Origin of the sequence: Streptomyces sp. NBC_01408 (genome assembly GCF_026340255.1) — a bacterium.
Classification (GTDB): domain Bacteria; phylum Actinomycetota; class Actinomycetes; order Streptomycetales; family Streptomycetaceae; genus Streptomyces.
Map to the genome: position 1 here is coordinate 2,014,478 of NZ_JAPEPJ010000001.1, position 14,437 is coordinate 2,028,914.

General features: G+C 65.4%; 9 protein-coding genes and 3 rRNA genes. 11 read left to right on the top strand and 1 reads right to left on the bottom strand.

Annotated features, from left to right (window positions below; genetic code table 11):
* Positions 1-924: 924 nt before the first annotated feature.
* The 11 genes from OG447_RS09475 (at position 925) to OG447_RS09525 (ending at position 12,948) form a co-directional block, all read left to right on the top strand.
* A 16S ribosomal RNA gene (locus OG447_RS09475) occupies positions 925-2,449 on the top strand.
* Positions 2,450-2,737: 288 nt separating this feature from the next.
* Positions 2,738-5,864, top strand: a 23S ribosomal RNA gene (locus tag OG447_RS09480).
* A gap of 74 nt (positions 5,865-5,938) precedes the next feature.
* A 5S ribosomal RNA gene (rrf, locus tag OG447_RS09485) occupies positions 5,939-6,055 on the top strand.
* The 16S, 23S and 5S rRNA genes sit together here, the layout of an rRNA operon.
* A gap of 214 nt (positions 6,056-6,269) precedes the next feature.
* Positions 6,270-6,923: an HAD family phosphatase gene (locus OG447_RS09490; RefSeq protein ID WP_266936037.1), complete on the top strand. Its 654-nt coding sequence runs from the start codon at positions 6,270-6,272 to the stop codon at positions 6,921-6,923.
* A gap of 43 nt (positions 6,924-6,966) precedes the next feature.
* Positions 6,967-8,196, top strand: coding sequence for an MFS transporter (locus tag OG447_RS09495; RefSeq protein ID WP_266936038.1), 1,230 nt, complete (start codon positions 6,967-6,969; stop codon positions 8,194-8,196).
* Positions 8,147-9,316 (top strand): acetoin utilization protein AcuC, encoded by a 1,170-nt coding sequence (locus tag OG447_RS09500; RefSeq protein WP_266936039.1) that lies wholly within the window; start codon positions 8,147-8,149, stop codon positions 9,314-9,316. Before OG447_RS09495 ends, OG447_RS09500 begins: the two co-directional genes overlap by 50 nt.
* A 78-nt stretch (positions 9,317-9,394) precedes the next feature.
* A complete protein-coding gene (locus OG447_RS09505; RefSeq protein WP_266936040.1) occupies positions 9,395-10,225 on the top strand; it encodes a phosphatase in 831 nt (276 codons plus the stop codon).
* 114 nt (positions 10,226-10,339) lie between these two features.
* Positions 10,340-10,549: a helix-turn-helix domain-containing protein gene (locus OG447_RS09510; protein ID WP_031145511.1), complete on the top strand. Its 210-nt coding sequence runs from the start codon at positions 10,340-10,342 to the stop codon at positions 10,547-10,549.
* A 139-nt stretch (positions 10,550-10,688) separates the two neighbouring features.
* On the top strand, positions 10,689-10,787 hold the full coding sequence (locus OG447_RS09515) for an AURKAIP1/COX24 domain-containing protein (RefSeq protein ID WP_003948845.1): 99 nt from the start codon (positions 10,689-10,691) through the stop codon (positions 10,785-10,787).
* A 95-nt stretch (positions 10,788-10,882) separates the two neighbouring features.
* Positions 10,883-11,962, top strand: a complete 1,080-nt coding sequence (locus tag OG447_RS09520) for an NAD-dependent epimerase/dehydratase family protein (protein ID WP_266936041.1) — start codon at positions 10,883-10,885, stop codon at positions 11,960-11,962.
* Positions 11,962-12,948 carry a lysophospholipid acyltransferase family protein gene (locus tag OG447_RS09525; protein WP_266936042.1) on the top strand — a complete coding sequence of 329 codons (987 nt, stop codon included), beginning with the start codon at positions 11,962-11,964 and terminating at the stop codon, positions 12,946-12,948. The genes OG447_RS09520 and OG447_RS09525 overlap by 1 nt, the downstream gene beginning before the upstream one ends.
* Before the next feature lie 149 nt (positions 12,949-13,097).
* On the opposite strand, the gene OG447_RS09530 is transcribed toward OG447_RS09525, so the two are convergent.
* On the bottom strand, positions 13,098-14,309 hold the full coding sequence (locus tag OG447_RS09530) for a DUF5667 domain-containing protein (RefSeq protein WP_266936043.1): 1,212 nt from the start codon (positions 14,307-14,309) through the stop codon (positions 13,098-13,100).
* Between the last annotated feature and the right edge of the window lie 128 nt (positions 14,310-14,437).

Consider the following 14,437-nt stretch of genomic DNA (forward strand, 5'->3'; position numbering starts at 1 on the left):
CTGCTCTCCCTCTTGTCCGTGTGAGTGGTGTCGGTACCGCCGCGCCGGGCGACCGAGCCACTCCCCGGGAGGGGAGAAACGAGAACGGCCGCCGAAGCGGCGGCCGTGGAGCGCATGCGTGCTCGCGCAGAAGGTCAGCCGCCGTCAGGCGGCCCACCAACGCAGGTTGAGCGTGAGCGCATGCGTAGTCATGGACCCAGCGTAGGCGGAAGGGGAGGAAGACGGGGGGAAGTTCACGCACCTGACGCTCGCCGGTCAGCCGGGGGTTGACACAGATGTGCCCGATCCGTAAGGTTCTTCGAGTTGTCCGAAGTGAGCGCCGACCCCGGTCGGTCCCCGGACAGCCATCCCGCACTACACATTCGAACGAACGACGCACTGTGTCGTCTCTTTTTCATGCGTATTTGCGAATGAGGAATCCGTGTCCACGGGACGCGGCCGCCGATTAGGTTCGGCGGCCGGGAATCCGCTACTGTCTCACTCGTCGGAAGGGCCCAACAGCCCGGAACGCAAACCTCACTGACTGAGGGTCAGGCCCGAAAGGATCTGATAGAGTCGGACTCGCCGGAAAGGGAAACGCGAAAGCGGAAACCTGGAAAGCGAAACCCGCTTCGACCGGGAATCGGACACGAAAGAGTCTGATAGAGTCGGAAACGAAGAACGAAGCCCGGAGGAAAGCCCGAGAGGGTGAGTACAAAGGAAGCGTCCGTTCCTTGAGAACTCAACAGCGTGCCAAAAATCAACGCCAAAAGTTGATACCCCGTCCACTTCGGTGGATGAGGTTCCTTTGAAAAAGACCTGTGAGGCTTCCTTGTGGAGTGCTTGCAGGCAACAAACACAGCGAGGACGTTGTGGTCAGTCGGTCTTATTCCGACCAAGACTGGCCCGCTCTTTCGTGTGTGTGAACCCGATTACGGGTAAACATTCATGGAGAGTTTGATCCTGGCTCAGGACGAACGCTGGCGGCGTGCTTAACACATGCAAGTCGAACGATGAAGCCCTTCGGGGTGGATTAGTGGCGAACGGGTGAGTAACACGTGGGCAATCTGCCCTTCACTCTGGGACAAGCCCTGGAAACGGGGTCTAATACCGGATACCACTCCTGCCTGCATGGGCGGGGGTTGAAAGCTCCGGCGGTGAAGGATGAGCCCGCGGCCTATCAGCTTGTTGGTGGGGTAATGGCCCACCAAGGCGACGACGGGTAGCCGGCCTGAGAGGGCGACCGGCCACACTGGGACTGAGACACGGCCCAGACTCCTACGGGAGGCAGCAGTGGGGAATATTGCACAATGGGCGAAAGCCTGATGCAGCGACGCCGCGTGAGGGATGACGGCCTTCGGGTTGTAAACCTCTTTCAGCAGGGAAGAAGCGAAAGTGACGGTACCTGCAGAAGAAGCGCCGGCTAACTACGTGCCAGCAGCCGCGGTAATACGTAGGGCGCAAGCGTTGTCCGGAATTATTGGGCGTAAAGAGCTCGTAGGCGGCTTGTCACGTCGGATGTGAAAGCCCGAGGCTTAACCTCGGGTCTGCATTCGATACGGGCTAGCTAGAGTGTGGTAGGGGAGATCGGAATTCCTGGTGTAGCGGTGAAATGCGCAGATATCAGGAGGAACACCGGTGGCGAAGGCGGATCTCTGGGCCATTACTGACGCTGAGGAGCGAAAGCGTGGGGAGCGAACAGGATTAGATACCCTGGTAGTCCACGCCGTAAACGTTGGGAACTAGGTGTTGGCGACATTCCACGTCGTCGGTGCCGCAGCTAACGCATTAAGTTCCCCGCCTGGGGAGTACGGCCGCAAGGCTAAAACTCAAAGGAATTGACGGGGGCCCGCACAAGCAGCGGAGCATGTGGCTTAATTCGACGCAACGCGAAGAACCTTACCAAGGCTTGACATATACCGGAAAGCATTAGAGATAGTGCCCCCCTTGTGGTCGGTATACAGGTGGTGCATGGCTGTCGTCAGCTCGTGTCGTGAGATGTTGGGTTAAGTCCCGCAACGAGCGCAACCCTTGTCCTGTGTTGCCAGCATGCCCTTCGGGGTGATGGGGACTCACAGGAGACCGCCGGGGTCAACTCGGAGGAAGGTGGGGACGACGTCAAGTCATCATGCCCCTTATGTCTTGGGCTGCACACGTGCTACAATGGCCGGTACAATGAGCTGCGATACCGTGAGGTGGAGCGAATCTCAAAAAGCCGGTCTCAGTTCGGATTGGGGTCTGCAACTCGACCCCATGAAGTCGGAGTTGCTAGTAATCGCAGATCAGCATTGCTGCGGTGAATACGTTCCCGGGCCTTGTACACACCGCCCGTCACGTCACGAAAGTCGGTAACACCCGAAGCCGGTGGCCCAACCCGTAAGGGAGGGAGCTGTCGAAGGTGGGACTGGCGATTGGGACGAAGTCGTAACAAGGTAGCCGTACCGGAAGGTGCGGCTGGATCACCTCCTTTCTAAGGAGCACAGTACCGATTGCAGACAAATGTTCTGCACGGTCAGCTCATGGGTGGAACGTTGATTATTTGGCGCCAGACGATCTGATGGTTCTCGAGTACTGCTTCGGCGTGGAAAGAGAGTTCGGAGGACGGCTGGTGCCTGGCACGTTGTTGGGTATCTGAAGGTACGGCCGTAAAGGTCTTATCTTCGCGATGCCGGCCCCAGTGAACTTGTTCCTCTCGAGGTGCAGGGTGATGGGTGGCTGGTCGTTGCTTGAGAACTACACAGTGGACGCGAGCATCTGTGGCCAAGTTTTTAAGGGCACACGGTGGATGCCTTGGCACCAGGAACCGATGAAGGACGTGAGAGGCCGCGATAGGCCCCGGGGAGCTGCCAACTGAGCTTTGATCCGGGGGTGTCCGAATGGGGAAACCCGGCAGTCGTCATGGGCTGTCACCCACTGCTGAACACATAGGCAGTGTGGAGGGAACGAGGGGAAGTGAAACATCTCAGTACCCTCAGGAAGAGAAAACAACCGTGATTCCGGGAGTAGTGGCGAGCGAAACCGGATGAGGCCAAACCGTATGCGTGTGATACCCGGCAGGGGTTGCGCATGCGGGGTTGTGGGAATTCTTTTGATCGGTCTGCCGGCCGGTCGGCGAGTCAGAAACCGTTGATGTAGTCGAAGGACATGCGAAAGGTCCGGCGTAGAGGGTAAGACCCCCGTAGACGAAACATCAGCGGCTTGCTTAAGAATCTCCCAAGTAGCACGGGGCCCGAGAAATCCCGTGTGAATCTGGCGGGACCACCCGCTAAGCCTAAATATTCCCTGGTGACCGATAGCGGATAGTACCGTGAGGGAATGGTGAAAAGTACCGCGGGAGCGGAGTGAAATAGTACCTGAAACCGTGTGCCTACAAGCCGTGGGAGCGTCGCTCGTTGGGTTCTATCCGAATAGCGGTCGTGACTGCGTGCCTTTTGAAGAATGAGCCTGCGAGTTAGCGGTGTGTAGCGAGGTTAACCCGTGTGGGGAAGCCGTAGCGAAAGCGAGTCCGAATAGGGCGATTGAGTTGCACGCTCTAGACCCGAAGCGGAGTGATCTAGCCATGGGCAGGTTGAAGCGGAGGTAAGACTTCGTGGAGGACCGAACCCACCAGGGTTGAAAACCTGGGGGATGACCTGTGGTTAGGGGTGAAAGGCCAATCAAACTCCGTGATAGCTGGTTCTCCCCGAAATGCATTTAGGTGCAGCGTCGTGTGTTTCTTGCCGGAGGTAGAGCACTGGATAGGCGATGGGCCCTACCGGGTTACTGACCTTAGCCAAACTCCGAATGCCGGTAAGTGAGAGCACGGCAGTGAGACTGTGGGGGATAAGCTCCATGGTCGAGAGGGAAACAGCCCAGAGCATCGACTAAGGCCCCTAAGCGTACGCTAAGTGGGAAAGGATGTGGAGTCGCAGAGACAACCAGGAGGTTGGCTTAGAAGCAGCCACCCTTGAAAGAGTGCGTAATAGCTCACTGGTCAAGTGATTCCGCGCCGACAATGTAGCGGGGCTCAAGCGTACCGCCGAAGTCGTGTCATTGCAGCAATAGGGCCAACGCCCGCTGTGATGGGTAGGGGAGCGTCGTGTGCCGGGTGAAGCAGCAGCGGAAGCTAGTTGTGGACGGTTCACGAGTGAGAATGCAGGCATGAGTAGCGATACACACGTGAGAAACGTGTGCGCCGATTGACTAAGGGTTCCTGGGTCAAGCTGATCTGCCCAGGGTAAGTCGGGACCTAAGGCGAGGCCGACAGGCGTAGTCGATGGACAACCGGTTGATATTCCGGTACCCGCTTTGAAACGCCCAATATCGAATCCTCTAATGCTAAGGCCGTGAAGCCGTTCCGGACCCTTCGGGGAAAGGAAAGTGGTGGAGCCGCCGATCCAAGGTGGTAGTAGGTAAGCGATGGGGTGACGCAGGAAGGTAGTCCAGCCCGGGCGGTGGTAGTCCCGGGGTAAGGGTGTAGGCCGAGGGGTAGGCAAATCCGTCCCTCATTAAGGCTGAGACCTGATGCCGAGCCGATTGTGGTGAAGTGGATGATCCTATGCTGTCGAGAAAAGCCTCTAGCGAGTTTCATGGCGGCCCGTACCCTAAACCGACTCAGGTGGTCAGGTAGAGAATACCGAGGCGTTCGGGTGAACTATGGTTAAGGAACTCGGCAAAATGCCCCCGTAACTTCGGGAGAAGGGGGGCCATCACTGGTGAGAGGACTTGCTCCTTGAGCTGGGGGTGGCCGCAGAGACCAGCGAGAAGCGACTGTTTACTAAAAACACAGGTCCGTGCGAAGCCGTAAGGCGATGTATACGGACTGACGCCTGCCCGGTGCTGGAACGTTAAGGGGACCGGTTAGTCACATTTCGGTGTGGCGAAGCTGAGAACTTAAGCGCCAGTAAACGGCGGTGGTAACTATAACCATCCTAAGGTAGCGAAATTCCTTGTCGGGTAAGTTCCGACCTGCACGAATGGCGTAACGACTTCTCGACTGTCTCAACCATAGGCCCGGTGAAATTGCACTACGAGTAAAGATGCTCGTTTCGCGCAGCAGGACGGAAAGACCCCGGGACCTTTACTATAGTTTGATATTGGTGTTCGGTTCGGCTTGTGTAGGATAGGTGGGAGACTTTGAAGCAGCCACGCCAGTGGTTGTGGAGTCGCCGTTGAAATACCACTCTGGTCGTGCTGGATGTCTAACCTCGGTCCGTGATCCGGATCAGGGACAGTGTCTGATGGGTAGTTTAACTGGGGCGGTTGCCTCCCAAAGGGTAACGGAGGCGCCCAAAGGTTCCCTCAGCCTGGTTGGCAATCAGGTGTTGAGTGTAAGTGCACAAGGGAGCTTGACTGTGAGACCGACGGGTCGAGCAGGGACGAAAGTCGGGACTAGTGATCCGGCGGTGGCTTGTGGAAGCGCCGTCGCTCAACGGATAAAAGGTACCCCGGGGATAACAGGCTGATCTTCCCCAAGAGTCCATATCGACGGGATGGTTTGGCACCTCGATGTCGGCTCGTCGCATCCTGGGGCTGGAGTCGGTCCCAAGGGTTGGGCTGTTCGCCCATTAAAGCGGTACGCGAGCTGGGTTTAGAACGTCGTGAGACAGTTCGGTCCCTATCCGCTGTGCGCGTAGGAATATTGAGAAGGGCTGTCCCTAGTACGAGAGGACCGGGACGGACGAACCTCTGGTGTGCCAGTTGTCCTGCCAAGGGCATGGCTGGTTGGCTACGTTCGGGAGGGATAACCGCTGAAAGCATCTAAGCGGGAAGCCTGCTTCAAGATGAGTATTCCCACCTCCTTGAGAGGGTAAGGCTCCCAGTAGACGACTGGGTTGATAGGCCAGATGTGGAAGCCCGGTAACGGGTGAAGCTGACTGGTACTAATAGGCCGAGGGCTTGTCCTCAGTTGCTCGCGTCCACTGTGTTAGTTCTGAAGTAACGAACCGTGTCCATGCCCGGTTGGTTAACTTCATAGTGTTTCGGTGGTCATAGCGTTAGGGAAACGCCCGGTTACATTCCGAACCCGGAAGCTAAGCCTTTCAGCGCCGATGGTACTGCAGGGGGGACCCTGTGGGAGAGTAGGACGCCGCCGAACAATCATTGCGGAAGCCCCGCACCAAACCCTTACGGGTTCGGTGCGGGGCTTTTCTGCGTTCCGGGCCAGTTCGCGGCCCAGGGTCCGGGCCGGCCCAGGACCCGGGCCGTCGGAGGGCCGGCCCGCTCCGGGGGCCGAGAATCTTTTCGGCGTTCGTCCGTTCACCAGCATCGGGTTGCCGTGGACCTGTGCTGACGGCTCGTAGGGTGGGGGGATGGGCTACGACCTCGTCATCTTCGACAACGACGGCGTGCTGGTGGACAGCGAGCCGCTCGCCAACAGCATCCTCGCCGGGTACCTGACGGAGCTCGGGCACCCGACCTCCTACGAGGAGTCGCTCCGCGACTACATGGGTTCGGCCGTGCACCGGGTGCACGACCTCGTCCTCGAGCGGACCGGGGCGCAGCTGCCGGCGGAGTTCGACGAGACCCTGCACGCGCGGACCTTCGCCGCGTTCGAGCGGGAGCTGAAGCCCGTGCCCGGAGTGGAGGAGGTGCTCGGGGCGATGACCGCGAGTGGGGTGGGCTACTGCCTGGCCTCCTCCTCCAGCCACGAGCGGATCCGGGTCGGGCACCGGGCGGCCGGCCTCGACGGGTGGTTCGAGGAGGAGTGGATCTTCAGCGCGGAGGACGTGGGGCAGGGCAAGCCGGCCCCGGACCTGTTCCTGCACGCGGCCCGGCAGATGGGCGTGGAGCCCGCGCGGTGCGTCGTCATCGAGGACAGCCCGCTCGGCATCCAGGCCGCCGTGGCCGCAGGGATGGACGTGTACGCGTTCACCGCGATGCTGCCCGCCGAGCAGCTGCCCGGGGCCACCGGCTACTTCGGGGACATGATGCAGCTTCCGGGGCTCCTGCAACTGCCCGTGTGATCGCTCTACCCACCGGTAGCCCCTGGGCCTACGCTGACGCGCCATGACGGATGATGTGCGGCTGCGCCGGGGGCGCGGCGCTCTGGGGGTCAGCTTCTTCGCGCAGGGTGTCGCCTTCGCGTTGCTCGTGACCCGGATCCCGGCCATTCAGGACCGGTACGGGATATCCGACGGGCTGCTGCCCGCCTTCCTGGCGGCCGTGCCGATTCTCGCGGGCGCGGCGAGCGTCGCCACCGAGCACCTGGTGAAGCGGGTCGCGCCCAGCGTCGTACTGCGGTGGTCGCAGCCGCTGGTGCTGCTGTCCCTGCTGGGGGTCGGGGCCGGTGGCCAGTTGTGGCACGTGGCCGTGGCGCTGGGGGCGTTCGGGCTGGCGGTCGGTGCGCTGGACGCCTCGATGAACATGCTCGGGGTGAGCCTGCAGCAGGCGTACGGGCGCAGCATCATGCTGGGCTTCCATGCCGCGTACAGCCTGGGCGGGATCGTGGGTGCTTCGGCCGCGTGGGCGGGGGCGCACTGGCATCTGGGGCTGTTCGTCTCCTATCTGCCGGCCGTGGTGGTTCTGCTGCCGCTGGTGCTGTGGGCGAGCCAGTACTACGCCGACCGGGGCGGCGAGGGGGTCACCGCGGAGAAGGGGCTGGGGGCCGGGGGGTTCAAGCTGCTGCTGCCGCTGTGCCTGGTGATGGCGTGCGCGTACATCGGGGACTCGACGGTGGCGAACTGGAGTGCCAAGTACCTCCAGGACGTGCTGGGGAGTTCGGAGCAGCTGGCGACCGTCCCGTACAACGTCTACATGGTGACCACCCTGATCGGGCGGGCCGTCGGGGACCTGGGTGTGCGCCGGTTCGGGGCCGCGGCCGTGGTGCGGGGTGGGGCGCTGGTCGCCGCGGCGGGGTTCGCGGTGGTGGCGGTGGCGCCTGGGCCGTGGGTGGGGATGCTCGGGTTCACGCTGCTGGGGGTCGGGCTGTGCGTGATCGTGCCGCAGACCTTCGCGGCGGCGGGAAGGCTCGCTCATGAAAAGTACGGGCCGGGGGCGTCCGACACGGCGATCGCCCGGCTGAACATCTTCAACTACGTCGGTTTCCTGATCGGGTCGCCGCTCGTCGGGGGGATCGGGGACGCCTGGAGCTACCGGGGGGCGATGCTCGTGCCGATGGTCCTCGTGCTGATCACGTTGTTCTACGCCCGCTCGTTCGGGCCGAGGGAGGCCCGATACGGTGTCGGGCATGAGCGGGCGCGGGCTGTTGATGTGGGACGAGGCGGTCACGGGGTATGACTTCGGGCCGAGCCATCCGATGGATCCGGTGCGCCTGGCGCTGACCATGGGTCTGGTGCGTGCCTTCGGGCTGGACCGGGCGATGGAGGTACGGGCGGCCCGCGCGGCCGGTGATTCGACGCTGAGGCTGGTCCACCGGGACGACTACGTGGCGGCGGTGCGCGAGGTGTCCGCCGATCCGGGGGTGGCCGACGGCTCGTACGGGCTGGGCACGGTGGACGATCCGGCGTTTCCCGGGATGCACGAGGCCTCCGCGCTGATCGCCGGGCAGTCGGTGGCGGGTGCGGAGGCGCTCTGGCGCGGGGAGGCCGAGCACGCGGTGAACTTCGCGGGCGGGCTGCACCACGCCATGCCGGGCGGGGCGGCCGGTTTCTGCGTGTACAACGATGCGGCCCTGGCCGTCGCGCGGCTGCTGGAGCTGGGCGCGGAGCGGGTCGCGTACGTGGATGTGGACGTCCATCACGGGGACGGCGTACAGGCGGCCTTCTGGGACGATCCCCGGGTGCTGACGGTGTCCTTGCACGAGCATCCGCGGACGCTGTTCCCGCAGACCGGCTGGCCGGAGGAGACGGGCGGGCCGGCGGCCGAGGGGTCGGCGGTGAACGTGGCGCTGCCCGCCGGGACCGGTGACGAGGGCTGGCTGCGGGCCTTCCACGCGACGGTGCCGGAGCTGCTGGCGGACTTCCGGCCCCAGGTGCTGGTGACGCAGCACGGGGCCGATACGCATTTCGAGGACCCGCTCGCGCATCTGGCGGTGTCCCTGGACGCCCAGCGGGCCGTCCAGGAGGCCTGTCACCGGCTCGCGCACGAGTACGCGGACGGGAAGTGGCTGGCCCTGGGCGGCGGCGGGTACGCGGTGGTGGATGTGGTGCCGCGGTCGTGGACGCATCTGGTGGCGATCGCCGCGCACCGGCCGGTGGACCCGGAGACGGCGGTCCCGGCGTCGTGGCGCCAGGAGGTGTACGCGCGGACGCGGCAGCCGGCGCCGGCCCGGATGACGGACGGGCGGACGCCCTCGTGGCGGGATTGGGACGCGGGCTACGACCCGGCGGACCGCACGGATCAGGCCGTGCTGGCCACGCGGCGGGCCGTGTTCCCGTTGCGCGGAATGCTGGCCTGAGGGTGCGGCGTTACGCCAACGGTGGGGCTGTTCGCCTGAATTGATGATCCGCCAGGTGTGGTGGGGGAGCATCGGAGGGTGTTGAGCACCGGCGCGCTGCGTGCGCATCTGCTGGCCGCCCGGTTGGCCGGGCCGATCGCCACGTCCCGGGAGGTGAGCCTGCGCAGTTACCGCCTGTTCGCGGCGCGGGATCCGCGGGTGCTGCTGGGGCTGGAACCGGAGCGGTGCTGGGGCGAGGGCGATCTGCTGGGGCTGATGGCGCGCAAGTGCGGGGTGTCGGCGGATCCGGGGCACGTCAGCGGGCCGGACGTGATCGACCCGGAGCGGACGGTGGCCGCGCTGGACGCCTTCGCCGGGCGGTTGCGGGACGCGGCCGGGGCGCGGTCGCCGGTGCTGTTCGGGACGGGTCACCCGCATCGCCTCCTGGGCTTCTACGCCGGCTTGGCGGGGGCGTTATCGGCGGCGGGCTGTGTTGTCCTCACTCCGGCGCAGGGGGTAAGTGTCGACATGGCGACCCGGTTCGGCGTACGCACGTACAGCATCGATTACGTACGGGGGGTCGCACTGGTGCGGGAGCCCGGCGCGCGGGGACCTGGGAGTGCCACCGGCGCGCACACCCATTCGCCGCTGCCGGTTCGGATCGCGCTCGGGGCTCTGGCGGAGGCCGGCGGGCCGTTGCCGGAACTGGTGGTGGGGGACCACGGGTGGGTCTGCGGTGCAGGTCAGCTGGGTGTGGAGGCGATCGGGCTGGCGGATACGGACGATCCCGCGCTGTTCGTCGCGGAGGCCGAGGGGCTGGTCTCGGTGACGGTTCCGCTTGATGACGCGGTGCGCGCGGACTACTACCGGCCGCTCACTCGCTATGTACTCAATCGGGCCAGTCTGCCGGGCGGGCAGGAGTGGCTGTAGCTCCTCTTCCCCACTCGTATCACGCGCCCCTACTCTGGGGAGTGAGCGTGCGACGACGAGGAGTAACCGGAGGGGAAGCCGGTGCCCGTCATGCGCGGAAGGTCAAGGTGTGTCATGGCTGCTGGCGAGAGGCCTCTCAATGAGGTCGTGTTCCTTACCGTGGCGGAGGTCGCCTCGGTGATGCGAGTGTCGAAGATGACCGTGTACCGCCTGGTGCACAGCGGTCATCTGCCCGCGATCCGGGTGGGCCGGTCCTTCCGGGTGCCCGAGCAGGCGGTCCACGAGTACCTCCGAGAGTCCTATGTGGGGGTGGAGACGGCCTGAGACTGGCTTCGGCAGGGCTCGGATTACAAGCTCAGAGCTCGGGCGGGTAGGCTAGGCCGACGTAGGTCGTGTGGGCCCAGACGCCCCGCACCGATCCCCGCTAGCGCGGGGATGTTCCGAGAAGTGAGCGAGGGTAGTCGTGGGCTCTGTTATCAAGAAGCGGCGCAAGCGGATGGCTAAGAAGAAGCACCGCAAGCTGCTCAAGCGCACCCGCGTCCAGCGCCGTAACAAGAAGTAAACGGCAGCTGTACGTGTTCTCCGCAGCCCCTCCACCATCCTGGTGGAGGGGCTGCGGTGCAGCCGGGGGACTTCTTCGAGGGAGGCGCTGAGCTCGTGGGGAAGGTCGTGCTCGTCACCGGGGCTGCCCGGCAGCTGGGAGGGCGCTTCGTGCGCCGGATCCAGCGTGATCCCGATGTGGAGCGGGTGATCGCGGTCGACGCGGTGACACCGCCGCACCGGCTCGGAGCAGCCGAGTTCGTCCGTACGGACATCAGGCAGTCTTCGATCGCCCGCGTGCTCGCCGAGTACGCCGTGGACACGGTGGTCCATCTGGCGGTCACCGGAGGCAGTGCGGGCACCGGCGGTGCGCACAGCACCGTGAAGGAAACGAACGTCATCGGGACGATGCAGCTCCTCGGGGCCTGCCAGAAGTCGCCGACGGTACGGCGGCTCGTGGTGAAGTCCAGTACCAGCGTGTACGGGGGCACCTCACGGGATCCGGCCGTGTTCACCGAGACCACCGAGCCCAAATCCCTGCCGGCGGGCGGCTTCGCCAAGGACGCCGCCGAGGTCGAGGGTTACGTACGGGGCTTCGCGCGCAGACGGCCGGACGTCGCGGTGTGCGTGCTGCGGTTCGCGAACATCCTGGGGCCCTTCGCCGATTCGGCGCTCGCCGAGTACTTCTCGATCCCCGTGCTGCCGACCGTGCTGGGCTACGACCCCAGGCTGCAGTTCGTGCACGAGGACGATGTGTTGGACGTGCTGCGGCTGGCGGCCCAGGAGCCGAGGCGCGGGACGCTGAACAGCGGGACCTTCAACATTGCGGGCGACGGTGTCCTGCTGCTGTCGCAGTGTTCGCGGCGGCTGGGGCGGCCGACGCTGCCGCTGCTGCTGCCCGCGGTGACGTGGGCCGGATCGGCGCTGCGCGCGGTCGGCGTCACGGACTTCTCGCCGGAGCAGATAAGGCTGCTGACGCACGGCCGGGTCGTGGAGACCACGCAGATGCGGGAAGTGCTCGGGTTCGAGCCGATGTACACGACCGCCGAGACCTTCTCCGACTTCGCGCGGAGCCGGGGCAGGGGGCTGCTGCCGCCGGAGCGGGTGGGGCGGGCCGTGGAGCGGCTGGCCGCCGTGCTGAAGGTGGACGGCGTGGATGCCGACGATGTGGACGTGGTGGAAGGAGCGCAGCGATAGTGGCGGACGCCAAGGTCATTCCGTTCGACGAGGACCGGCCGCGCCGGCGGCCGATGGGGCGGCGGGTGCGGGTGGCCCCCCCGGCCGAGCCGGTCGCGCCGGTCGAGCAGGCCCCGCCGGTGGAGGCCGCGGTCCCGAAGCAGGGTGGCGGCTGGGACCAGCGGCTCGCGGGCGGGCTGGCCTTCTTGCGGCGGCGGGTCACCGGGGACTACGAGGTCGACGACTTCGGCTACGACAAGGAGCTGACGGACCAGGTCCTGATGTCCCTGATGCGGCCGCTGTACGACAAGTACTTCCGGGTCGAGGTCAAGGGAATCGAGAACATCCCGAAGGAGGGTGGTGCGCTGATCGTGGCGAACCACTCGGGGACCCTGCCGCTGGACGGTCTGATGCTCCAGGTCGCCGTCCACGACCACCACCCGGCGCAGCGGCACCTGCGGCTGCTGGCGGCGGATCTGGTGTTCATGCTGCCGGTGGTGAACGAGTTGGCGCGCAAGGCCGGGCACACGCTGGCGTGCGCCGAGGACGCGCAGCGGCTGCTGGAGGCCGGGGAGCTGGTCGGTGTGATGCCGGAGGGCTTCAAGGGGATAGGGAAGCCGTTCGGTGACCGGTACAAGCTCCAGCGTTTCGGGCGCGGCGGGTTCGTGTCGACGGCGTTGAGAGCGGGCACGCCGATCGTGCCGTGTTCGATCGTGGGGGCGGAGGAGATCTACCCCATGGTCGGCAACGCGAAGACGCTGGCGCGGCTGCTGGGGATTCCGTACTTCCCGATCACGCCGACGTTCCCGTGGCTGGGGCCGTTGGGGGCGCTGCCGCTGCCGACGAAGTGGACGATCCAGTTCGGTGAGCCGATCTCCACGGCGGGTTACGCGGCGGAGGCGGCGGAGGATCCGATGCTGATGTTCAACCTGACGGATCAGGTGCGGGAGCAGATTCAGCACACGCTGTACAAGCTGCTGGTGCAGCGGCGGTCGGTCTTCTTCTGACTGTCTTCTTCTGACCGTTGAGTGCTGGGGCTCCGCCCCAGACCCCGCGCCTCGAACTCCCCCTGGCTACCGCTGGGAGGGGCCCCCGGGCGGGGCTGGATGTGCCGAGGGCGAGGCTGCGCATGCGCAGCCTCGCCCTCGGCATGTCCCTACTCCGCGTCCTCCGCCTTGAGGCCCAGGCCTGGGAGCAGGCCCGGGAGCAGGGGCGGGAGGGTGATCTCCGGCTTGGGCTGCTCCGGGGTGGCCGACGGGGGCTGGGCGGACTGTCCCGCGGGCGGGTTGAGCAGGTCACCCGTACCGCCCAGGAGCCCGCCTACGGCCGGGGGCGTGGTGCTGCCCGAGGGGGACGGGGCGGCGCTGCCCGACGGGGTGCCCGAGGCCGGTGCCGAGGGCTGCTTGCCTCCGGGGGTGCCGGGCTTGGACGGGGTAGCCGGGGAGCCGGAACCGGTGCCGCGGGTCTGCTCCGGGGGCTTGGGCAGCAGGGACCGGAGCGGCGCCACGTCATCGTCTATGGCCTCGAAGACCGACTCCACTTCACCGCCCACGTCGTTGAGCTGGGGCGGGAGCTTCTCCCGGAGCTTGCCCCACGCGTCGCGGTGGGAGTGGGAGAACGAGGACAGTGCCTGGATCGGGCCGAGCGAGCCGTCCCGATGGTAGGCCGCCTGAAGGAGCCGGTGCCCCTCCGACGCGTCGTGCTTCATGCGCGTCAGCGCGCGCCTGATCTCGCCCAGGGACTCGTGGTCCAGTACGCCCGTACGGCCGCGTTCCATCAGCCGGCGGGCTTCGGACAGGCGGTTCGAGGCCTGGTCGAGGAAGAGCTCGCCCCGGTCCGAATCGTCGTCCGCGAGGCCGAGCTTCAGGTCCTCCATGCCCCGCTTCACGGGGTAGAGGTGATCACCGGGCAGGGCGTCGGAACTGGCAGCGGCCACTCCGCTGAAGGCCCCTGCGGCCACACCCACGGTGAGGCCTCCCGCTGCGATGCCCTTGGACCAGCGGGAGCGGGGCCGCAATTTCCGGAGCGAGGTCGCCCGGTGGGCGCCGCGGCCGGTCCGCTGCTCGGGCACCAGAGGGTCCGCGGCGGCAGCACCGCCCCCGGCCCTCTCCTCCATCACCATGGCCTCCATGGCGGCGACGAGCTGCGCTCGTTGCACCACTTTGACCTCGGGGTCCAGCACCGGGCGCGGCATTCTTTCGCCGAGCGCGCTCGCCAGGGCCAACAACCGGTCGTGGTCGGCAGGTTCGGCAGGTGCCTCGGACTGCTCGGCCGCCGGGTCCGGTTCCGAAAGGTCGGACGGGGTCCGATCCTCCAGGGCCTGGGCGAAGGCGTTCGCCCGCCGGTGCGGAGTCACGTTCGCGATCACTGGCGGCACCTCCTCTCGTCATGACGATCGACTCCCCAAGGTGTCCGGAAGGTTGCCCTCCTTGAGCACATCCACCCTTTCGGGTGAGCGGCCTCGGGCAGGGCTTGTCCACAGGGAGCCTGCATTCC